Raw genomic sequence first — 22,856 nt, 5'->3', positions numbered from 1 at the left:
ACTTTTTGGGGAGCATATCAATGGCTCATTATGACCGTTCTTTTTGCCTGTATCACTTATGGATGGATCGTCATCGGAGATGCATGGATCAATCCTACATTGTTATTCGCAGGGGCGATTGTACTTGCGAGTGGTACAGTGCTTTCGTTTAGTCTCGCGTTAGCACGAGCCGTTCGATTAACAGGAATCGGATTAACGATGATGCTGGTGTCGATCGTCACAACGCATGTAGTATCTGCTAGCGTCTTGTACGGCGTGTATCAGATTGTAGCATAATCGTTAAAGCTTGAATCAAGGCATCGAATCAGATGTCTTTTTTTGATTCGAGATCAGAAAAAACGGGAAAATCTTGGACATGACTTTGAATTCAGGGAAAGAAGGAATGAAGATGATTCATGTCGAGAACTTGACGAAGACGTACGATGGGAAGGATGTTGTCAAAGGCATCTCGTTCGACGTTCAGGCAGGGGAGATTTTTGCCTTTCTTGGACCGAACGGGGCCGGGAAATCGACGACTGTCCAGATGCTTACGACGTTGATTCCGATTTCCGGAGGTCGGGCGACGATTCAGGAATTTGATGTCGTCAAACAAGAAAAACAGGTCCGCTTGCAAATTGGAGTTGCCTTACAAGATACCGGCATCGACGAAGATTTGACCGGTCTTGAGTTACTCGTCCTACAAGGAAAATTATTTGGATTAAGTCAGACGGAAGCTAAGAAACGGGCAGAAGAATTGTTGCAGCTCGTCGGACTCGATCAAGACGGTCAGCGTCGATCTGGCACTTACTCCGGTGGGATGAAACGTCGGCTTGACCTCGCTTTGACACTCGTCCATCAACCGACTGTTTTGTTCCTTGACGAACCAACGACAGGACTCGACCCCGCGAGCCGTGTACAAATCTGGAACGAGGTCCGACGATTAAACGAAGATTTCGGAACGACGATCTTTTTGACGACTCAGTACTTGGAAGAAGCCGATCAGCTAGCAGACCGGATCGCGATCATCAATGAAGGGCAACTGATTGCCGAAGGAACGGCAGCTGAGCTGAAGGCAGCAAACGGAGAAGAACGGATTGAATTGACACTTGCGGAAAAAGAGAACGAACGAATCGTCTTAGAGACGTTTGCCGGTCGTCAGGAAAAGGATCGCCTCGTCATTCCTTCGCGGGGAACGGAGACACTGCGCGCGGTCGTCCGTTTTCTCGACGAACGGAAGATGGTTGCGACGTCACTCGTCGTCAAACAACCGTCGCTTGATGATGTCTTCATTCGTTTAACCGGACAAGCTTATAAGAAGGAATCGTGACATGATACGGGAAACGTGGTTTTTGATGCGTCGGAGTCTACTCGTCACGTTACGTAATCCGTTTTCCTTCATTCCGAATTTGATCATCAGTGTCTTCTTCTTGCTCGTCTACACGAGTGGTTTGTCTGGAATCTCGAATTTACCGCAGTTCGACGGCGTCGATTATTTGAACTTCATTCTGCCAGTTTCAATCGTCTCGGGTGCTGTTGGTGGAGCCGGGGGAGCCGGTCAAGCACTCGTCAAGGATATCGAGAGTGGTTACTTCGCACGACTATTATTGACACCGGTCTCGCGAACCGCGATCGTCCTCGGACCGATGCTTGCCGGGATGTTGCAATTATTCGTTCAAACGTTACTGATTTTCGGGATGGCCTTTTTGCTTGGTCTATCGATTCCAGTCGGTGTCAGCGGCTTTTTCTTGACGATTTTACTCGCGCTCGGATTGGACTCGCCTTTGCCGGTTACTCGGTCGGTGTCGCTTTGAAGACACGGAATACGCAAGCCGCTCAAGCCGGAACGCTCTTATTCTTTCCGCTGATTTTCCTGTCGACGACGTTTGTGCCGAAAGACTTGATTGAAGCCGAATGGCTCAAGATTGCTGCGACGATCAATCCGACGACCTATATCATGGAAGGGATGCGCAGTGTGTTAACCCGTTCGGAGATTGATTGGTCGGTTTATTGGCAAGGTTTGATCGTCGCTGCTGTTCTTAGCATTGCGATGGTGATCTTTGCTGCGTTGAACGCACGCGGAGCGTTGAAAAAGTAAAAAAATGGACCCGTTTTTAAGTGGGTCCATTTCATGCGGTTATCTAGTTGATTGTCTTATTTCAAATCGCGTTTTTCTTCCTCTTCTTTCGACGATTTGCTTTTTGCGTCGAACTCAGAACGTGTCATGACATCTTCGACATGCATATTGATTTCGATGACATCGAGTCCTGTCATATCATGGACTGATTTTTTGATTTTCGTTACAGCGTCTTGGAAGATGGACGGAATGTTTTTACCGTACTCGACGATGACTTTTAAGTCGAGTGCGACTTGTCGTTCGCCGACTTCTGCGTCAATGCCTTTTGTGATGTCTTCCGTGCTCCGGAAACGATTTGTCAATCCACTCATGAAGCCACCGCTCATTGAGAGGATGCCTTTGACATCATTTGATGCGATACCAGCGATTTTTTTAATGACTTGATCTTCGAATGTGAGTTTGTTTTCGCGTACTAATTCGTTTTCGTTTTGTTTAGTGTTGATTTCGTTAGCCATGAGAAATTTCTCCTTTTAGTGTGAGTTGAATGATTTTTTTATTTTCTATATGCTCAATCCCGCTGAAAGAACTGAATCCATCCTTCAACATCAAGCGCATTATCCCGCCACTGACCAATCAAGTAACCGATTGTTGCGAATACGATGATCAACAACGTCGGTCCAAAACCGATCGTTAAGAACAAGATGGCGAGGATCAGTCCGACTAGCCCGCCGAGTAGACGGTAGCGATACGGACGAAGTGCTTCGCTCGTTTTCATGATCTTCCTCCTCTCGTATCTTAGACGACACGTTCAGACGTTTTTGTCTTCGTGTCACTGATTCGGACGCGTGTTTTTGTGACAGGTAGTTCGAGCAACGATTCGACCGCGTTCTTGGCACGTTCTTGAATGTCTTTGCCGATTGTCGGCAAGCCTTCTTGACCGAAGACGAAACAGTCGACTTCTAACGCTACGGTTTCTTTTTTCGAGTGAATGTCCGCGTTGACGCGTGGCGAACGTACGCCGTTGATACCGCGAATTGACTCGAGTGCCGTTCGTTCGATCGTTCGCTTAGAGATCGTGATATTCCCGTCACCGGTTTGAATCAGGAGACGTTGTCCTTTTGAACGACTAAATAGTCCAGTGAATAATAGAATGACAAATACGAATGCTAGCAAGTGATAAAATCGTGTAGCTATACCATTGTTGATCTTGCCACTGTTCAATCAAAGGACTGAGTCGTGGAACATCATAGACGCCGAGTACAAGAAGACCGACGCTGACTAAACCGAGAATGCCAATCAGGACGAGTAGGAAACGATTGAATCCGTTCATGTTACATCTCTCCTTTCTGTCGTTAAAATGTTTTAACGTGATTGTTCTACACATGAAATATTATGTGTATGGTGAGGATATTCCCGCTCAAACGAACTCGAAAAATGGAAATACATTTCAAATAAAAAGACTATTTATTCTGAAAAATTATCTATTTATTAGAAAAATAGTAGATAAAATACGGCTTTATGTACTGAAATCAAGAATGTTACAATGTCCTAAAGGTTTAAGCGTTTGCGAAAAAATATCTATCATGAATAGTATTCAATGTCAATATAGAAAATCATCTCCAACAAAAAACTCCTCTCATGCGGTCATGAGAGGAGAGATAAACGTTTATTTTTCGACTTTCGGTACTTTTACGATGTAATAGACCGTACTTAAAATCAAGAAAGCGACTCCGATTAAGATCGAGACACGTGTCTCATCGTTGAACAACATCCCGACGAGCACTGTCACCAGCGCGACGATCGACAGATAGTTCGTCAACGGCGCACCTGGCATCTTGAACGGATGTGAGGCTGTCCGTTCGCTTTCAAGTTTACGATACCGAATATGACTGATTAAAATCGCGAACCATGGCACCATCCCTGGCAGTACCGAAGCACTGTAGACATACACGAAGATATTCGTATCCTTCCCGAGAACGAGTGGCAAGGTGATATCGAGAATGACTCCGAAGAAAATCCCGATTGAAATCGCGAAGACCGTGTAGAATGGAATGCCACGTTTATTGACTTTCAAGAAGAAGGACGGTACTTGTCCTTTTTCAGCCAATGCATAGATCATCCGGCTTGCACTGAAGATCCCGGAGTTACAACCGGATAAAGCGGCCGTGATGACGACGAAGTTGATGATACCGGCAGCAATCGTGACACCGACCTTAGCGAATGTCGCAACGAACGGACTGCCGAGATCCGACAACTCATTCCACGGATACACCGTGACGATGATGAAGATAGAGCCGACGTAGAAAATCAAGATTCGCCAGACGACACCATTGATCGCCTTCGTAATGTTCTTCTCTGGATCTTTCGTTTCTCCAGCTGTCACGCCGATCAACTCAACACCGATATAAGAGGCGAAGACGATCGAGAGCGCAAAGAAGAAGCCGGTGAAACCATTCGTGAAGAATCCACCATTCGCCCAAAGATTCGAGAAGCCGACCGGATTTCCGTCATTTCCTAGACCAAAGAAGATGATTCCAAGTCCAGCGACGATCATGAGAAGAATCGTTATTACCTTGATTGAGGCGAACCAAAACTCGAGTTCGCCGAACATCTTGACGGAAGCAAGGTTCGCAAGCGTCAAGAGAATGATGACGACGACGCCTGGAATCCAAGTCGGTAGTTCCGGCCACCAGAAGCGTAAATATGTTCCGACAGCGATGACTTCACTCATCCCGACGACGACCCAGTTGAAGATATTACTGCTTGCTGTCAAGAAGCCAGCTGCTGGATGGATATAGTCGTTTGCGAACTTTGCGTACGAACCACTGTGAGGATGGGTGTAGACCATCTCACCAAGTGCCCGCATGATAAAAAAGATAAAGACTCCTGCTAGCATGTACGCGAGTAAGACAGATGGTCCCGTCCAAGCAATCGTACTCGATGCTCCAAGGAAAAGACCGACCCCGATCGTTCCTCCGAGTGCAATCATTTGTACCTGTCGTGCTGTTAAATCTCGTTTCAAATTCGAACTCATCATTTCCCCCAAAAAAATTCTGTGACGTCATAATGTTCAGACAACTTGTCCAAATAACTATAACGCTGAGTATACTATCCTCAGATAGAACTCGGCTAGTCTTTTTGAAAATTTGAAATGAGGTTTTCAAAAATCAGAAATTCATGAAACTATTGTGTAACAGCTTTCATTCGTTGGCAATCAAAGCCGGAAGGTGTCGTTCCAACTTACCGAAAAATAACTGATTCGAGGTAGATAAAACAATCAAATCTTGACGCATTGTAAGGTCACCTGACAGGATTTCACCCTGTTCAGTCATGAATCGAATCGAGCGAATCGGCTGAAAGATAGTCTCATCCCGCTTTAATAATTGGACATCCTCGTGATCGGCAGCGAGAAGGTATTCACCATGACGAGCAAACTGGGAAAAAGCAATCGTTGGTGCTTCACAGACTAAATCCTCTTGACTGATACGGACGAAGCGAAAATCGGAATAATAGAAAAACCAGACTTCCTTTGACGAACAAACGTTTAAAGCGTAGCAGTCATCGATTGGATATTGACGATTTTTATACTGGACCTCACCGCGGTCGTTGAAGGCAACGAGACCAAACGCTCCGTTTGAACTCGTCATTGCGTCCGCGTAAATGCCTTCATCGAAATAACTGACCCAGATCTGACCTTGTTCATCGATTTGAACGTTCTGAATCCCATCGTCGAGACAATAGCTATCGAGTAAGTGCCCTTGAACATCATAAATGAATGCATTCGGCATCCAGGAGCCGTCGATGTCGTCATCGCAGCGTGAGGCGACGAGCAGGAGCCGACCGTCCGGGAAACGATCAACGAACGAGAAATCAGTTTCTGACTGAGCGACGATCGTCGTCTTACGCCACTCGTCCTTTAATTGATGGATCGACAAAACCGTACGACCGCGCGCTTCATCCAATGTCTCTTCAACGAGTAGGATGTGTCCGTCGACACTGATACCGGTCGCGACCGGCTTACCGTTCCGATAGGATGCAGTCAAACGACGGAGTGGAAAATGAGCAAGTGGGGATGTGAGCATGGCAGGACCTCCTGTTTGTTTAAAAAAGCAGTCCGTCGTCAGACAGACTGCTAGTTGTTCAAACCGTTCGTTGACGGCGTTTGTAGATAACGTAGAAGATGATCAAGACAACGGCAGCGATTAGGACACCGTTCGTATAAGGTGCTGCTACTTCTTTGATCGAGCGCCAGTTCGTTCCGAGCGTTTCACCAAGATACAGGAACAAAATTGACCACGGAATGATCGCAAGCACCGTATAGAGAGAAAACTTCGTTTGATCCATCTTAGCAAGACCTGCCGGAATCGAGATGGCATGACGAACGACGGGGATGAAACGGGCTCCGAAGATGACGCCTTGACCATATTTCAAGAACCAACGCTCGGCTAAGTCCAAGTGATGCTCTGAAATCAAAACATACTTCCCATATTTCAGGATAAGGGGACGACCGCCGTAGCGAGCGAACCAATATAAGAATAATTGCGAGAATAATCCACCGATGACGGCAGCGACGATGGCGAGCGGCCAGCCGATCGTTCCTTGGGAAATCATGAATCCACCGTAAGAGAGGACGATTTCACTCGGTATGATTTCAATCATCAACCCGAGGGCGATGCCGAAATATCCGAGATCGGCAAGCGAAAGTAAAATCTGGTTGACGACTTGAGATAACACGTTAGACAACTCCTTTGTATCAGTTCATTCCTTTATTTTAGAGAACCGGCGACGAAATGAAAAGGAAAAAAACGGAGACAATTCAAAAGACGGATTCGCGATGACAGCGAATCCGTCTTGTTTTTATAATACGACCGCAGCGATCGTACCGAAGATGAGTAATGGAATGTTGTAATGCAGGAACGTCGGAATGACCGTTTCTCGCATGTGATCGTGCTGACCATCAGCATTCAAACCACTCGTTGGTCCGAGTGTCGAGTCAGACGCCGGGCTACCCGCGTCACCGAGCGCACCGGCTGTACCGATGATGGCAATCGTCGCTTCTAAGCTGAATCCGTACTGGATACAAAGTGGAACGAAGATGGCAGCGATGATCGGAACGGTCGAGAAACTCGAGCCGATCCCCATCGTGACGAGAAGACCAATCAAGAGCATGACAAAGGCGGCAACGAGTTGTGAATCGCCCATCAACGCTTTCGAATTCTCGACGAGTGGCTCGATATCGCCCGTCTTACGCAAGACGTTCGAGAAGCCGTTCGCTGAAATCATGACGAAACCGATGAATGACATCATGCGCATACCGCGTGTAATGACGTCATCTGCTTCACTGAAACGAACAAGACGAAGCAGCAAGAAGAGAATCAACCCCGTCGTCGCAGCGAGAATCATCGACTCCGTTTGCAGTTGGACGATCAATGTCGCGATGACGACGATACCACTTAAGACAAGCTTCGTTTTCGTGATGACTGGGATTTCATAATCGTCCGGTGCGATGTCACGCATCTCATATGTCCGTTCTTTACGATATGAGTATAGACCTATCAAGAGACCGACGACCATCCCGAGTGCTGGAATCGCCATCGCTTCGATGACGGATGCTCCTGCTGTATCGAGACCATTTGCCTTCAAGTTCTTTAATAGAATCTGGTTGAGGTAAATGTCTCCGAAACCAACTGGTAGGAACATGTATGGTGTCACAAGACCAAACGTCATGATGATCGCAATCCGGCGTCGATCCATCTTCAATTGATTGAAGAGACCAAGAAGCGGCGGAATGATGATTGGAATGAAAGCGATGTGGATCGGCAACACGTTTTGTGAACTGATCGCAAGCAAAAGAATCGCAAACAAGATGAAGCCTTTTAATTTTTTGACGGAAGCGGCATTTGCGTTACCACGCGAGCGTGCAATCAAAGAGTGAGCGAGTGCATCCGGTAAGCCCGTTTTCGAGAGGGCAACGGCAAAGGCGCCAAGCAACGCGTAGCTCAGGGCGATTTCTGCCCCGTCACCAAGACCACCGGCAAACGCTTCGGTTGTTTTCGTTAAATCAAGACCACCGACGAGACCACCGGCAAACGCACTGATGACCATCGCGAGCACGATGTGGACGCGGAAGATCGCTAAAATAAACAGTAAAAAGACGGCAAACAATACGGCGTTTATCATTCAGTAAAACCACACTTTCTTTTGTTATCACTGTACTATACTGAAGTATCTTACAGCGATGTTGGAATGCTGTCAAGAGTAAAAGTCTGACCTCGTAATCAAAAGATGAATGGTACGCTTATTAGCTCTCCACAAGATGATATATTCTGTTATACCCCTGAGCGTGAAGTGAGAAGCGTGTTGATCACTGAATATAATTCATACGAAAAACGTGCCATCCTTCTCCGTTACGAGAAAATATGGCACGTTTTCTTTAGTTTAAGACGGAATAGAATATGCGAGTCTATTTGCGTTTCTTCTATAAAAAAGAGTGATCAGCAATCGACGACGTCAAGTTTACCAGTCCCTGGATCAATGACGAGTCCGTGAACGTTCGTCCCAGGTGGTAGTAATGGGTGGTTCTTCACGAGGCTGACCGAGTGAGCGACGCTTTCTTGAACTGACGTGAAACCACGCAACCATTGATTCAAATCAACCCCGGATACTTCGAGTGTGTGAAGAATCTGTTGGTCGATGCCCCGATCCTTCATTTCACTGATCATGTGGTTAGGATCAATCGTGCTCATTCCGCAGTCGTGGTGACCGATGACGACGACTTCTTCAGCACCAAGAGCATACAACGCGACGAGAATCGAGCGCATGACGGAACCGAATGGGTGCGATAGGATAGCACCGGCATTTTTGATGATCTTCGCATCCCCGTTCTTAAGACCAAGTGCGTGTGGGAGGAGCTCCGTCAAGCGGGCATCCATACACGTCAGGATGACGACCTTTTTGTCTGGGAACTTATCCGAGACGAACTGTTCATACTGTTTTTCGGCGACGAATCGCTCGTTGAAGGCTAGCATTTCCTGTACAACTGACATTCAAGTGTCCTCCTTTAGTGGTAGCTCTTAATATGTACCCCATATCAGAATACAAGATGATGAAACGGCTATCAAGTCACGAAAATGCAAGGTGTGACAAATCGCACACATCCATGTACATGAAGCAAAACGATAAAAAAGAAGAATTTAAAACAGTTGTAAACGCTATCAAAGGTGTGAGGGAATTCACAGGATGGTCATGCACAAAACAAGAAAAAGGGGTTATGATTGATTTGTGAAGGAAAGCACAAACTATTGAAAAACAGCTTGGCATTCCTGACATAATGGTTGGCAAATCAAACTCAGATTCGTTCCACGACAGGGAGGAAACCACTCATGGCTGTGAAAGAAAAAACAAAATCGACGGCAACGCCGGTCGAACAAGCAGTTGGGCAAATCGTTGAAAAAGGGCAACGTGCATTACAAGAATTACTGACATTCGATCAAGAAAAAATCGACACGATCGTCCGGGATATGGCACTTGCCGGACTTGAACGGCACGTCGAACTCGCTCGTCTCGCAGCAGAAGAGACGGGACGCGGTGTCTTTGAAGATAAGATGATTAAAAACATTTTTGCGACAGAATACATCTACAATAGTCTACGTCATGAAAAAACGGTCGGGATTCTCGAAGAAGATGTCCAAAACGGCATCACCTATATCGCTGAACCGGTTGGTGTCGTCTGTGGTGTCACACCGGTCACGAACCCGACATCAACGACGATGTTCAAAGCATTGATTGCGATCAAGACACGCAACCCGATCGTCTTCGCGTTCCATCCATCGGCACAACGTTGTTCCGTTGAAGCAGCGAAAACACTCCGTGACGCAGCCATCAAAGCCGGGGCACCAAAAGACTGTATTCAATGGGTGGAAGAACCATCACTTGAAGCAACGAAAGTCTTGATGAACCATGAAAAAATCGCCATGGTCCTTGCGACAGGTGGAGCAGGAATGGTCAAATCAGCGTATTCAACTGGTAAACCGGCACTCGGTGTTGGACCAGGGAACGTTCCGTGTTACATCGAACAGTCTGCGAAAGTCAAACGGGCAGTCAGCGATCTCGTTCTCTCAAAAACGTTTGATAACGGGATGATTTGTGCGTCTGAACAAGCCGTCATCGTCGACCAAGAGATTTATGCGACAGTTCGTGCGGAAATGGAAGCACTCGGTTGTTACTTCTGTACACCGGAAGAAAAACAACGCCTCGAATCACTCGTCATCAAAACCGATACATGTGCCGTCAACGCGGACATCGTCGGGAAACCTGCGACATGGATCGCAGAAAAAGCCGGCATCGACGTTCCGGAAACAACGGTCATGCTCGTCGCGGAACTCGAGCACGTCGGGGCAGCAGAACCATTGTCTCATGAAAAACTCAGTCCGGTCCTCGGTGCGTACCGCGTCGCATCAACCGAAGAAGCGTTCACGATTGCTGAACAAATGCTTGAAATCGGAGGTCTCGGTCATACAGCTGTCATTCATACGACGAATGATGACTTGATGACAGCGTTCGGACTCCGCATGAAAGCCTGCCGGATCCTCGTTAACAGCCCATCTGCTCACGGCGGAATCGGTGATCTGTACAACGAGTTGACACCATCACTGACACTCGGTTGCGGATCATACGGGAAAAACTCTGTTTCTGAAAACGTGACAGCGAAACACTTACTCAACGTCAAAAAGGTGGCGAGACGACGCGTGAACATGCAATGGTTCAAGGTTCCTGAAAAAATCTACTTCGAAAAGAACTCTGTTCAGTACTTGCGGTCGATGACTGACGTCTCACGCGTCATGATCGTCACGGATCCAACGATGGTACAGTTCGGGTATGCCGATAAAGTGATTCAAAACTTGCCACAGTCCGTCAGTTACCGGATCTTTGACCAAGTCGAACCAGATCCATCGGTGACGACTGTTCAGACGGGTGCTCAAGCGATGCGTGACTTCAAACCTGACTTGATCATCGCTCTCGGTGGTGGTTCAGCGATGGATGCTGCAAAAGGAATGTGGCTCTTCTATGAACAACCGAACGAAACGTTCTCAAACTTACGTCAAAAATTCCTCGATATCCGCAAACGGGCGTATCAATTCCCGACACTCGGTCGTCAAGCGAAGTTCGTCGCGATTCCAACGACTTCTGGTACGGGTTCAGAAGTAACACCGTTCACCGTCATCACGGATAAAGAGAAAAACGTCAAATACCCGATTGCTGACTATGCGTTGACACCAGACGTCGCAATCGTTGATCCAGAATTCGTCATGACCGTCCCAGCTTCAATCACTGCTGATACCGGAATGGATGTCTTGACGCATGCGACAGAAGCATACGTCTCGGTGCTTGCGAACGACTACACGGATGGACTGGCACTCAAAGCAATCAAGATGATCTTCGACTACTTGCCACGAGCATATGCTAACGGATCAGACGCCGAAGCACGCGAAAAAGTGCACAATGCGTCAACAATGGCAGGGATGGCATTCGCGAACGCCTTCCTCGGCATCAACCACTCGATCGCACACAAAATCGGTGGCGAGTTCCACACGCCACACGGACGGACGAATGCGATCCTGATGCCACACGTCATTCGCTATAACGCGTCACGTCCAACAAAACTAGCAGCATTCCCGAAATATGAATCATTCGTTGCGGATGAGCGGTATGCCGACATCGCACGCTACCTCGGTCTTCCGGCAGCAACGACGGAGCAAGGGGTCGAATCCCTCATCCAAGCCGTTGCTGATCTTGGACAACGTCTCAACATCAAGATGTCATTCAAGGCGCAAGGCATTCAAAAAGCAGACTTCGAGGCAAAACTCGACAAGATGGCAGTCGATGCTTTCGAGGATCAATGTACGACAGCGAATCCGAAGATGCCGCTTGTCGCTGAGTTACGGACGATCATGGAACAAGCATACGAAGGCATCTAAATAGAGAAAAATACCATGGCACCTGATCGTTCAACCGGCTTCTCACTGTGAGAAGCCGGTTTTTGTTTTGGGAATCAGTGGAGACAGTCAGAGAAAAAGTGGGATATAATGGCTGTTGAATGAATTTCATGTTTTTGGTTTCGCTGTAGCAGGAATATTCAAACATCAGACATAAAAAGGAGGAAATGGGATGGAGTCAAGGCAAGAAAGGAAACAACGACGGTTTTCCGTCTGGGATGTCCTGTTTGGCGTCCTCATCGGTCTCATCTTTTTCGGTGTCATCTATGGTGTGATGGCATTTTTGACTTCACAAATCACCTCATCCTCAGACTATCAGGATCTCGTGACGCAGATGCAACAGGCGGACGTCTCCTGGAAAGATGCAGACATCACGGTCTCTCTCATGCTCTTGTTCGTCGGCGGGCTATCGATCACGATGCCGAGCGCGGTCCGGGAAGGAATCATCAATCAGGTGCTCGATGCGAGTTCTGCCGGCGACGTCTTATCGTTGTTTGGGATTGACTTAAAACAGGTCCTTGCACCACTTACGTTCGATGTCTCTTACGGCACGTTACTCTATTCCGTTTTTGGCATCGGTTTGATCGTCTTGTTATTTTTAGTGTTACGGATTAAGGCGAGTCGTCTCGGGTGGACGATTCGATCGATCAGTTTCTTCTTAACGGTCGGAATCATCTGGTTCGTCCTTGCCGGACGCGGAAACGACGTGCCGTTCCTCTCGTTACAAGACGGCTATGCGATGAGTGGGATCCTACCGCTTCTCGTCGTCAGTTTGCTTGGTTGGATGGCGTTCTTCCCGCAAAAGTTATCTGGTCTGACAGCTGCCGGTCGTGCCAGCTTGCTGATTTTGATGCTCGCAAGTACACTTCAACTCGTCTTTACGGTACAGGACGAAGCGGAATATGACGGCGATTCCTCACTACGGACGGCACTCACCGTCGCGAGTCTGAACGCCGGAAGTGGCGGGATGTACGACTGGATCCACGGCGGTCAGGTCGTGTATCAAGCAGACGTCCTTGGAGCGAATGCGGAAATCCCGGTCTCGATGTTGAACGGGGAGACCTCAACGGATCAGCTCAATGACTCGATCCAAAAAGTCGTCGATGGAATCGACACGGACCGGGTGACAGAACAATTGTTGACGTTACTCGGTGGAGAACGTCCGGATTTGTCAGCAACACAATTGAAGCTCGATCCGGTTGATTACGGTGTCGCACGGCAGACGATCCAAGTAATTGATGCGGAATCGGCAGGAGCGACGCCACCGAATGTCTCGAGTGAGAGTGCGTACTGGGTGCTGTTGCTCGTAACGTTCGCGATCTACTTTGTCTGTAGTATCCGAAGCTTCAAGTCGATCATCGATCCGTTCGTCTTTGCGATCGCGATCGGTGTCATCAGCTTCATCGTCAGTCAAGCTTCATACGTTCAGTTCGCGATGAAATGGCGCAGTGACGTCTTATTCGAGTTCGCTCAACAGACGGCAGGCTGGACGGTACTCTACGCTGCAGGTCTTGCGTTACTTGTCGGAATTCTTGGTTATGTCGTCCGACGGAAACCAGAGAAAACGGTTTAAGGGACGTGGAGTGATGAAGCTCATGCACCATGAATCCAGACGACGAACGTTGCTGTAACTCATTCTTGCTTTCTACAGTCGAGAGATAAGCCATGGAATCTTAAGCTTCATTTCACGGGCCGAACCTGACCCTGACGAAAGCGAAGCGCGTGCTTTCTTTTCCTATAGGAGTCGAGAATGAACAGATACGTTTTACATTAATTGAAACGATACTTTTTCAGGACTAAATCTTGATAAAGTATCGTTTTTTTTGTATGAATCATACAACGATGTAAAACACCTTTTTTTACCATTTAAACTTGATTTGTAAAGGGAAAATCAACAATGTTAAGCCAGTATTTGGAATTGGTTAAGTAGGTTAAATAAGACGGATGTCCGACCTATTTGAAAGGACTATTAGCTATAATCGAACCATGCTAAATTAATGAAGCAGTCAAAACATCCTGGGGGGAAATCCATATGAAAAAAGCAACGAAACTCGTCATCGCGTCGACATTGATCGCACCGATGCTCGTACCAGTCGTTCAAGTCAAGACACTTGCTGCCGACAACAGTGTCGTCAAGTTACGCTTCTTAGAAACAACGGATTTACATACGAACTCAATGAACTACGATTACTTCAAGGATGCGCAGGACGAAACGATTGGTCTCGTCAAAGCGGCTACAGTCATCAAAAAGCAACAAGCTGAAGTGGGCGTTACGAATAGCTTCTTGTTCGATAACGGAGATACACTTCAAGGAACGCCATTCGGTGATTACGTCAAGAATCAGTATGACAAAGGAAACAAAGGCAAACATCCGATGTATGAATTGATGGAATACCTCGGTTATGATGCGGTCACGCTCGGAAACCATGAATTCAACTTCGGTCTTGATTTCCTCAAGTCAGCGATGAGTGCTTCGAGCGGTTCAATCAAGTTCGTCAACTCGAACGTATTGGATGCAGTCACGAAAAAGCCAATCGTCGCGGACTACAACAAAGATGGAAAAGACTATCAAATCATCGAACGTCAAGTCAAGGATCAGAACGGTGACATGAAAACAGTCAAAGTGGGTGTGTTCGGAGTCGTCACGCCACAAATCATGGCATGGGATGCGGGGAACCTGACGGGGAAAGTCACGGCTGAAGATATCATCCCGACTGCTAAAGCAACAGCTAAGAAATTAAAAGATGCTGGCGCAGACGTCGTCGTGGCACTCGCACACACAGGGATCGGGGATACGACGGATCAAAAAGATGGCGATGAGAACGTTGGCTACGCGTTGACGAAAGTCGCAGACATCGATGTCTTGATGACAGGTCATCAGCACGGGAAGTTCCCAGCAGCCGATTCAGCGTTCAACAAACTGCCGAACGTTGATGCTACGAACGGTCTAATCAATGGCAAACCGGTCGTCATGGCGAACACACAAGGGAAAAACGTCGGAGTCATCGATCTTCAGTTGAAGCAAGTCGACGGGAAATGGGTCGTTGATACGTCTGGCGCTAAACTAGCGGACGTAACGAAAGACACGACAGCAGATGCCGGTGCTGTCAAGTTGATCGAAAAAGCACATGAAGGAACGCTCGCTTACATTCGTCAAGAAGTCGGGACGATCAATGATGATATCCAAAGCTTCTTCGCTCTCGCGCAAGACGATGATTCCGTTCAGTTCGTAACGAACGCTCAGAAATGGTATGTCGAGAAACAACTCAAAGAAAATGCCGATCTTGCAAAATATAAAGATCTCCCGTTGTTGTCAGCAGGTGCACCATTCAAGACAGGTGGTCGTAACCAGGTCAACGCATCCGATTACACGTTGATCAAAAAAGGACCAATCGCACTCAAGAACGTCGCCGATCTTTATGTTTATCCGAATACACTCGAAGTCGTCAAAGTAACAGGTGCTGACGTCAAAGACTGGCTCGAGATGTCTGCGGGTCAATTCAACCAAGTCGGCGGTGAGCAGACAGAGTTGTTGAATAAAGAATTCCGTAGCTATAACTTTGATATCCTCGATGGATTGACGTATGAAATCGATATCACGAAACCAGCGAAGTTCGACTTTAACGGTGTCGTCGTCAATAAAGACGCAAATCGCGTCCAAAACATCAAGTATCAAGGCAAAGCGATCGCAGACGATCAAGAATTCCTTGTCGCGACGAACAACTACCGCGCAGGCAGTGCGACGTTCCCGGGTCTTGGGAAAGGTCAAAATATCGTCTACAAATCGGCTTACGAAACACGTAATGTCATCTCGGACTATATCAAAGCGAAACAACCGGTTGATTATAAAGCCGATGACAACTGGTCACTCGTCGCAAGTAAGCCGATGACGGTCAGCTTTGATTCAGCGGTTGCAGCTGCACCGTACGTCAAGCGGTATGAAGGAATCACGAACACAGGTGAAACACGTCCAGGTGAGACAGGTACCTTCCTTAAATTCAACATGAACGTGCCGATGAAAGACTTCACGGTCTCAGCAAAAGCAGTTAAACCAGGTGCGAAAGTCGTTACTGGTCAGGCAGTTCCGGGCGCAACAATCACAGTTAAACTTGGCGATAAAGTCCTCGGTACAGCAACAGCAAACGAAGCGGGTCAATACGAAGTCGTGACACGTCCGCTCAAATTGCGTGACAAGTTGACGATCGTCTCGGAACTCAGCTTCATGAAGACAGAAACGAACGTCACAGTCGGAACAGGCGTCGTTGCGACACCAGCGATCGATAAAAAGTCAGCAGTCTACGGTTCAACGGTCCTCCGCGGTAAAGCAACGGAAGGTCTTGACGTGACGCTCTATAAAGGATCAACGAAAATCGCGAAAGCGAAAACGACGGCAAGCGGCTTCAAGATTGCGGTCAAGAACGGTCTAACGACAGGTACGTACACGGTCAAGTCGACAGACATCTCGAACAAGATCACGAAAAAGGCGTCGTTCACGATTAAGAACACGTATCCGGTCAAAAAATGGTCAGGCAAAAAGACGTTGACAGGTAAAGTCGAAAAACGACAAATCGTCCGCCTCTACCAAAAAACAGAATCTGGTTATCAATTGATCGCTCAAGACGTGGCGGATCAGCACGGGAACTATGTCTTGAAGATGCGTAAGGCATTGACGAACGGCTCGTACAAACTCAACATCTATACAGCGAAAGATCATCTCGATCAATCACGCTACTTCATCACGAAGTAATATGTCACACGGATGTCTGCACATGCAGACATCCGTTTTTATTTGGCTAGATATGTGCGTTGTGAGAGCAGAAACCGTTTAATGCGTTCATAGATGGTTGCTTGCTCGACTGTTAATTGGTTCGTCACGTGCGACATGTAGAGTCGTGACGTAACGGTAAACACATCGTCCGTAATGAAGGGTAGCCCCATCTCGCGACAGACGGAGACAGGAACGAAGCTGAAATACCGTTGCTGACGTAAGGCGAGTTGCAGCGAGACGTCATCAATATAGTGCGTGGTATCGGCATAAATGTTCAGTTCCGCCATCTTCAATTGGATGAAGCGGTTGTAATCCTTATTGTGAGAGGGAAATAAAAAGGCAGTCTCCGTTGCGTCCGCATAGAGCGCCGTGATCGCTTCTTTCTCTGAATAGGAAGCAGGATAGGTGATGACAATCTCCTCTTCCACGATCGGTTCGCTCGTAATGAGCGGATGCTTGAGTTCCATGAAGCTGATCGAGAAATGGAATTCTTGATGGAGCAGGCCACTTAAAATGTCGCGATTCGAGAGGATGTCCGAGTTGAACAAAGGCGCAGTCTGCGGCAAGAGAAATTCCCGTAGGATTAATTGGATGAAGCGACCGTGCGAACTGGCAAGACTGAGTGGTGTTTCGGTAGAGGCATCATTTCGCGCCATGCGTTCCTGGACCCGTGTCAGCTCGTGTTCGATTTTTTCGACTGATTGCAGCAGAAGTCGTCCATTGTCGGTCAAGCTGATCGTTCTGCCTTTTCGATGAAACAACGTCGTGTTCAATTCACGTTCTAGTTTTTTGATCGTCGCACTGAGGGCGGGTTGGCTGATGAATAATCGTTCGGCAGCACGCGTCACGTTCAATTCCTCCGCGACGTGACGAAAATAATTCAAATGTAAGAGTTCCATGATATCCTCCTAACATAACCTATAGGTTATTAAAATGACGGTTTGTCAAATTAAGTGCAACACTTCTTCTGTGAAGACCTTGTATGCAGTTTTCCAGTTGAGACATTTTCGCGGTCTCCCATTGATCCAGGCGAGCGCTTGAGCGAGTTCAGTACGACTGACCTTTCCGAAATCTGTCCCCTTCGGGAAAAATTCACGGAGAAGACCATTGGCGTTCTCGTTACTCCCACGCTGCCAAGAAGAATACGGATCCGCAAAATACATCGGTACGCCTAACGTGTCACGAATTCGTTCATGACAACTAAACTCTTTTCCACGATCTGTCGTCGCAGTTTGGAACGTTCCCAACGGGAAGTAAAGATGCAATGCTTGAATCGCAGACTCCATCGATTGAGCGGACCGATCTTCCATCGGTACAGCGAGATAGAAGCGGCTCTTTCGCTCGACGAACGTTGCGACACAGGCTTTAGATTTCCCTCTACCCGAGACAACAGTATCAAGCTCCCAATGTCCGAACGTTTGACGCGCTTTGACGTCAGCCGGACGTTTACTGATCGGCAGTCCGACGTTGAAGCGTCCACGCGTCTCACGTGGTTTCTGACGCTTTCCTTTTTGTCGGAGGAGTCCAGAATCGGCCTCGACGAGGCCCATATAAATCCAACGATAAATGGTCTTGAACGAGAGCCCTTCGTCTTGGAATAATCGTCCGGCAATCTGTTCAGGGGACCAGGTCTCTCGTAACTTTTCGAGGATGCGAACTCCTTTTTCGATCGTAAACTTTGTCCGTGCACCGCACTTCTTTTTCCGCTCCACATAACGCTTGTCGGCATGGGAAGAATCATAGTGAGGATTTCGTTTCAATTCTCGTGAAATCGTAGAAGGTTGACGCCCTAGGCGTCCAGCAATCTTTCGGATAGAAAAACCTAGCTCGAGATATGTCTCTATTTTGACTCTTTCTGATGTGGTAAGATGAACATAGCTCATAACGAATCCTCCGTTGAATTTGGTGTGGTAACTCTATTCTACACGAGGTCGTTATGGGTTTTTTTTGTGTTTTCAGCTAGGTGTTGCACTTAATATTACAATTCGTCAAATATATAAATATATATATTTCTGTTTATGATGAAACCAGTATATCGTAAATACCAGAGGTGATAGATATGAAAATCGGAATTTACGGAGCAGGATCACTAGGAACCATCATGGGAGCTTATTTGAGTCAACAGTATGCGGGTGTCGATCTGATCGATACGAATCGCGCACATATCGAAGCGCTAAACACAACAGGCGCGCATGTCATTGGACCAGATTTGACGCAAGCCGTCCATGCGATGCATCCGGATGACATCACGGAGATGTACGATATCGTATTGTTGCTGACGAAACAGGTCTACAATGAACCGGTCCTGGCGAAAGTCCGGACGATTTTGAAGGAAGACGGTATTCTCGTCTCCTTACAAAACGGTGTACCAGAAGAATTCATTCAACAACAGATTCCACGCGAACGTATCATTGCGGGATCCGTCGAGTTCGGAGCGACATACGTCGGACCAGGTGAGTCACGTCTGACATCGGATTACGAGCACTTCAAGACGTATGCGATGCAAATCGGTGAACTGGACGGCAAGAAGACGGACCGAATCATTCACTTGAAGGAAATCCTTGATCACATCGGTGGGACGGAAATCTCTGATAATCTACCGGGAACGAAATGGTCAAAACTCGTCATCAATAGTACGTTTAGTGGGTTATCCGCTGCGTGTAACGGTACGTATGGCGACGTTCTCGATCATCCGGTCTTGTTACGGGCAGCGATCCATACGATGCAGGAAGTCGTTGAAGTCGGTCACGCCCACGGCATCATATTCGCACCGATGAGTACGTTTGAGCCGGCAGCTTACGCAACACTAGACGCTATCGATGAAAAACTGAGCACCGTGCCACAATTGATGCACGGGTCGCGTGACTTAGAAGCAAGCATGTTGCAGGACTTACAAAAAGGGCAACCGACCGAAATTCGTTTCATCAATGGGATCGTCATGATGTATGGCAACACATACGATATCAAAACACCATTCAACTCACTCATTCAAGAAATCGTCGAAGAAGCGCAAGCAGCGAAGACGGTTCCAAATTTTGAAACAAGTGTCGCACGCTTTGCCGCATTGTTAAACGCATGAAGGAGGGATTCAGATGAGACAGGAAGATGTAAAAAATATCGTCGCGACACCGATCAATGCACCGGTCTTTCCGGCGGTCGATATCTTCTTTCGGAATCGGGAATACTTGAACATCATCTATGAGACGGACATCGAAGCCTTACAAGCAGTCGTTCCGGAACCGCTCGAGGTGCTGAGTAATCAGATCAAGTTTGAGATCATCAACATGCCGGATAGCACGGGTCTTGGGAGTTATCTCGAGTGCGGGCAAGTCATTCCGGTTCGGTATCAAGGAGAGGTCGGTGAGTTTTACCTCTCGATGTATGTCAACAATCAGCCGGCGATCGCCTCTGGTCGTGAAGTGGCTGCGTTTCCGAAGAAGTATGGTTCACCCCGGCTTTATCTCGACAATGATGTACTCGTTGGAACGCTTGACTACCATTCACTCCGTGTCGCCCAAGCGACGATGGGATACAAGTATGTTCCGATGGCAGTCGAAGAAGCACAATCGATCATCGGTGCGCCGCAGTTCATGCTCAAACAGCATCGCGGTTATCAAGGGGAGTTGATCATCTCTGAACTGACACGCAGTCAAATCACGGATCTTGAGATTAAAGAAGCATATCGTGGACCGGCTCGGCTTCAATTGTTTGAACATGTCATGGCACCACTCGCTGACTTCCCTGTTCGAAAGGTCGTCGATGCTCAGCATATCATCGCTGATCTCCGACTCGGTGGACCTGCGAAACTGTTTGATTATCTAAAGGACTAACACTTCTCTAACATCATATGTAGCAAAACGACCTCCAAAACGGATGGTCGTTTTGTTTTACCCTAAAAACTGGCATACTGAGATGAGAGGGGGAGACGATCATGCGACAAGTCATTGTGTTACCGTATCAATCAGAATGGGCGAGTGAATACGAGCGAGAAGCGGACCGATTACGGGAGGTGTTCGGAGTACGTCTTAAGCAAATCCATCATATGGGAAGTACATCAGTTCCAGGACTCGCGGCAAAACCGATCATCGATATCCTGCCTGTCGTCGATGCGCTCGAGGGAATCGAGCAGTTTGATGAACCGATGAAAGCACTCGGTTACGAAGCGAAGGGTGAATTCGGCATGCCGGGACGCCGCTATTACCGAAAAGGCGGCGACGAACGGACGCATCACATCCATCTCTATGCGGCGGGAAATCCAGAAATCATGCGTCATCTCGTCTTCCGGGATTACTTACGTACCCATCCAGAAGAAGCCGCTGCTTACGGAGCATTAAAGGAACAATTAGCGACAACATATCCGTTCGATATCGAAGCCTATATCGCCGGCAAGGATGCGTTCGTCAAGGAACTCGAACTCCGCGCAATTGCTTGGGGGAACGCGCATGACTGACTGGGAACGTGCTCTCATTCGCCATGTCAGTGTTGGTGTAAAGACGTCGAAAGTCTTGTTTGAGAAGATCGAAGCAAAGGACTGGAACGCGCAACCGATCCCCGGGAAGCGGACCGTCGGTGAAGTCGCCGTCCATCTTGCTGTATTGCTTGAAGCCGATTTAATGCTCGCAGAAGGAGCAACGGCAGAAGCGATGCAGGCATTTTATGCGGAACCGGTCATGTGCAATCAGTTATCAGAGCGAATCAATCAAGCCTTTCGGGTCTATCAAGAAAAAGTCACAATCGGATTTTTGACGCGTCCGACGTACTGGGAGGTTACCGACTCGATGAACGGCTGGGCGATCGAAGCAGCCGTGCATCTCTATCATCATCGATCCCAGTTATTTGATTACTTGAACATCCTTGGGTACGAACTAGAGATCTCGTTATTTGAATGAATGGAAGTAGGGATAGTGTATGGAATATATCGTCGAAACATCAGCCGGTCGATTTGATACCCGGTTGACGGGAAGTGGGGACGTCACATTCGTCCTCGATCACGGGATGATGTCGAATCGGCATCAGTGGGGCTGGCTCCGAACTGAATTATTGAAACGGGGGCGGGTCTTTGAATATTCGCGTCTCGGTTATGGGCGGTCGAGTCGTGGCAAAAACAAACGACTCTTTACACATCAAGCGGATGAGTTGGCAGATGTTTTACGGATACTTCAAGTCGAAGGACCCTATGTCTTCATCGGTCACTCGCTCGGAGCTTATATCTCCCTTGCAAGTGGACGCCTGTTTGCAGACGAGACACGCGGCATCGTCTTGCTCGATCCGTCGCACCCGGATGTCGATGCGGCATTGCCGAACTGGTACGAACGAACACAAGAGGAGTGGAATCGATTCCTCTATTTCCTTAGTCACGTCCGACCGATCGCCTGGATGATTCCTGATCGTCTCGGCAAAAAGATGTTCAGTGTCTTACCGGAAGCCGATCAATTACCGATGTGGCAGCATTTTGCGGCACCTGGGCATTGGCAGGGAACGCTCGATGAATGGCGAACGGTCGAGGAGAACAATCAGATGATTCTTTCGTTGATCGAAGACGTGACGCAGCCGGTCCTCGTCCTGTCCGCTTCGAACTGGGCGGGTGGTATGCCAGAAAGTTGGTTGAACCCGGCATTGACCGAACAAATCAATGCGGCTCACGCTGCGTTCGCTGACAGTTTACCGAACGGAATGTATCATGTGATTGCAGATACGAATCATTACACGATCGCCGGATTTTCACACGAGGCAGCGGAGCGGATCACGGATTTGATTGGCTCGACATGGGATTTACCGATTCAAAGTCAGTAGTAAGGTTACGCTTTTTCGTTTCGCTCGAATCGTTTTCCTGGGACAAGCATCGCGCCGGTACATTTCGTTGCAAGGTCGCTCCTGCTTGTATTTCCCTAAAAAGAAATTCCGAGCGGAAAAAAGTTTCTTTTCTTGTGCTTCGGAATATCTGACGGAGCTGACTCTAAAGCTAGTATCTACAAAGAATGACGAATGACGCGTCACACGCCACTCCTACAGGAAAAAGCGCATTATGCGCTGTCAGAGA

23 protein-coding genes are annotated in these 22,856 nt (G+C 47.8%); 12 read left to right on the top strand and 11 right to left on the bottom strand.

The features are described 5' to 3' along the window. The 4 genes from B4C70_RS09690 to B4C70_RS09675 form a co-directional block, all read left to right on the top strand. Positions 1-276, top strand: a 276-nt coding sequence (locus B4C70_RS09690) for a hypothetical protein (RefSeq protein WP_290778859.1), incomplete at its 5' end; no start/stop codon positions are given. A gap of 106 nt (positions 277-382) precedes the next feature. After that, complete coding sequence (locus B4C70_RS09685) at positions 383-1,306, top strand: ATP-binding cassette domain-containing protein (RefSeq protein WP_290778856.1); 924 nt, start codon at positions 383-385, stop codon at positions 1,304-1,306. A 1-nt stretch (position 1,307) separates the two neighbouring features. Further along, complete coding sequence (locus B4C70_RS09680) at positions 1,308-1,790, top strand: ABC transporter permease (RefSeq protein WP_290778853.1); 483 nt, start codon at positions 1,308-1,310, stop codon at positions 1,788-1,790. Then, entirely contained in the window at positions 1,787-2,074 is a 288-nt protein-coding gene (locus B4C70_RS09675) for an ABC transporter permease (protein WP_290778850.1), read from the top strand. The genes B4C70_RS09680 and B4C70_RS09675 overlap by 4 nt, the downstream gene beginning before the upstream one ends. Before the next feature lie 56 nt (positions 2,075-2,130). Here B4C70_RS09675 and B4C70_RS09670 read toward each other — a convergent pair whose 3' ends face one another. From B4C70_RS09670 to B4C70_RS09630, 9 genes are all read right to left on the bottom strand, one after another. Further along, complete coding sequence (locus B4C70_RS09670; protein ID WP_290778848.1) at positions 2,131-2,568, bottom strand: Asp23/Gls24 family envelope stress response protein; 438 nt, start codon at positions 2,566-2,568, stop codon at positions 2,131-2,133. A 53-nt stretch (positions 2,569-2,621) separates the two neighbouring features. Then, on the bottom strand, positions 2,622-2,828 hold the full coding sequence (locus tag B4C70_RS09665) for a DUF2273 domain-containing protein (protein ID WP_029341361.1): 207 nt from the start codon (positions 2,826-2,828) through the stop codon (positions 2,622-2,624). Positions 2,829-2,848: 20 nt separating this feature from the next. Then, entirely contained in the window at positions 2,849-3,226 is a 378-nt protein-coding gene (amaP, locus tag B4C70_RS09660) for an alkaline shock response membrane anchor protein AmaP (protein ID WP_290778845.1), read from the bottom strand. Next, positions 3,180-3,383: a hypothetical protein gene (locus tag B4C70_RS09655; protein ID WP_290778842.1), complete on the bottom strand. Its 204-nt coding sequence runs from the start codon at positions 3,381-3,383 to the stop codon at positions 3,180-3,182. Before B4C70_RS09655 ends, amaP begins: the two co-directional genes overlap by 47 nt. A 336-nt stretch (positions 3,384-3,719) precedes the next feature. Then, positions 3,720-5,090, bottom strand: a complete 1,371-nt coding sequence (locus B4C70_RS09650) for an amino acid permease (protein ID WP_290778840.1) — start codon at positions 5,088-5,090, stop codon at positions 3,720-3,722. A 163-nt stretch (positions 5,091-5,253) separates the two neighbouring features. Beyond that, positions 5,254-6,135: a hypothetical protein gene (locus B4C70_RS09645; RefSeq protein ID WP_290778837.1), complete on the bottom strand. Its 882-nt coding sequence runs from the start codon at positions 6,133-6,135 to the stop codon at positions 5,254-5,256. A 58-nt stretch (positions 6,136-6,193) separates the two neighbouring features. Next, positions 6,194-6,787 carry a DedA family protein gene (locus tag B4C70_RS09640; protein WP_023467894.1) on the bottom strand — a complete coding sequence of 198 codons (594 nt, stop codon included), beginning with the start codon at positions 6,785-6,787 and terminating at the stop codon, positions 6,194-6,196. A gap of 123 nt (positions 6,788-6,910) precedes the next feature. Further along, on the bottom strand, positions 6,911-8,230 hold the full coding sequence (locus B4C70_RS09635; protein ID WP_290778864.1) for a Na+/H+ antiporter family protein: 1,320 nt from the start codon (positions 8,228-8,230) through the stop codon (positions 6,911-6,913). A gap of 317 nt (positions 8,231-8,547) precedes the next feature. After that, positions 8,548-9,099 carry a beta-class carbonic anhydrase gene (locus tag B4C70_RS09630; RefSeq protein ID WP_290778834.1) on the bottom strand — a complete coding sequence of 184 codons (552 nt, stop codon included), beginning with the start codon at positions 9,097-9,099 and terminating at the stop codon, positions 8,548-8,550. Between the two features lie 336 nt (positions 9,100-9,435). Here B4C70_RS09630 and adhE point away from each other — a divergent pair, with 336 nt between their 5' ends. The 3 genes from adhE (at position 9,436) to B4C70_RS09615 (ending at position 16,795) form a co-directional block, all read left to right on the top strand. Further along, positions 9,436-12,030 (top strand): bifunctional acetaldehyde-CoA/alcohol dehydrogenase, encoded by a 2,595-nt coding sequence (gene adhE, locus B4C70_RS09625; RefSeq protein ID WP_214729790.1) that lies wholly within the window; start codon positions 9,436-9,438, stop codon positions 12,028-12,030. Between the two features lie 190 nt (positions 12,031-12,220). Next, positions 12,221-13,621 carry a hypothetical protein gene (locus B4C70_RS09620; protein ID WP_214729791.1) on the top strand — a complete coding sequence of 467 codons (1,401 nt, stop codon included), beginning with the start codon at positions 12,221-12,223 and terminating at the stop codon, positions 13,619-13,621. Positions 13,622-14,080: 459 nt separating this feature from the next. Further along, the gene (locus B4C70_RS09615; protein WP_290778829.1) at positions 14,081-16,795 is read left to right on the top strand and encodes a bifunctional 2',3'-cyclic-nucleotide 2'-phosphodiesterase/3'-nucleotidase; all 2,715 of its coding nucleotides are present in this window, start codon (positions 14,081-14,083) and stop codon (positions 16,793-16,795) included. A 38-nt stretch (positions 16,796-16,833) separates the two neighbouring features. On the opposite strand, the gene B4C70_RS09610 is transcribed toward B4C70_RS09615, so the two are convergent. Then, positions 16,834-17,715: a LysR family transcriptional regulator gene (locus B4C70_RS09610; RefSeq protein WP_047395991.1), complete on the bottom strand. Its 882-nt coding sequence runs from the start codon at positions 17,713-17,715 to the stop codon at positions 16,834-16,836. Between the two features lie 45 nt (positions 17,716-17,760). Next, complete coding sequence (locus tag B4C70_RS09605; protein WP_290778824.1) at positions 17,761-18,699, bottom strand: IS30 family transposase; 939 nt, start codon at positions 18,697-18,699, stop codon at positions 17,761-17,763. 176 nt (positions 18,700-18,875) lie between these two features. On the opposite strand from B4C70_RS09605, the gene B4C70_RS09600 reads away from it, so the two are divergent. The 5 genes from B4C70_RS09600 to B4C70_RS09580 all read left to right on the top strand — a co-directional run bounded on the left by B4C70_RS09600 (position 18,876) and on the right by B4C70_RS09580 (position 22,609). After that, complete coding sequence (locus B4C70_RS09600) at positions 18,876-19,895, top strand: ketopantoate reductase family protein (RefSeq protein WP_290778821.1); 1,020 nt, start codon at positions 18,876-18,878, stop codon at positions 19,893-19,895. 13 nt (positions 19,896-19,908) lie between these two features. Beyond that, a complete protein-coding gene (locus B4C70_RS09595) occupies positions 19,909-20,646 on the top strand; it encodes an acetoacetate decarboxylase (RefSeq protein WP_214729795.1) in 738 nt (245 codons plus the stop codon). Positions 20,647-20,747: 101 nt separating this feature from the next. Next, positions 20,748-21,266 (top strand): GrpB family protein, encoded by a 519-nt coding sequence (locus B4C70_RS09590; protein WP_214729796.1) that lies wholly within the window; start codon positions 20,748-20,750, stop codon positions 21,264-21,266. Then, positions 21,259-21,705, top strand: a complete 447-nt coding sequence (locus B4C70_RS09585; protein ID WP_214729797.1) for a DinB family protein — start codon at positions 21,259-21,261, stop codon at positions 21,703-21,705. The genes B4C70_RS09590 and B4C70_RS09585 overlap by 8 nt, the downstream gene beginning before the upstream one ends. 19 nt (positions 21,706-21,724) lie before the next feature. Further along, positions 21,725-22,609: an alpha/beta fold hydrolase gene (locus B4C70_RS09580; RefSeq protein WP_214729798.1), complete on the top strand. Its 885-nt coding sequence runs from the start codon at positions 21,725-21,727 to the stop codon at positions 22,607-22,609. The last annotated feature ends 247 nt before the right edge of the window (positions 22,610-22,856 follow it).

Source organism: Exiguobacterium sp. UBA5002 (genome assembly GCF_002396765.1).
Taxonomy (GTDB): Bacteria; Bacillota; Bacilli; order Exiguobacteriales; family Exiguobacteriaceae; genus Exiguobacterium_A.
Note: the sequence above shows the minus strand (reverse complement) of the source record. Positions and strands in the feature narration are given on the sequence as shown.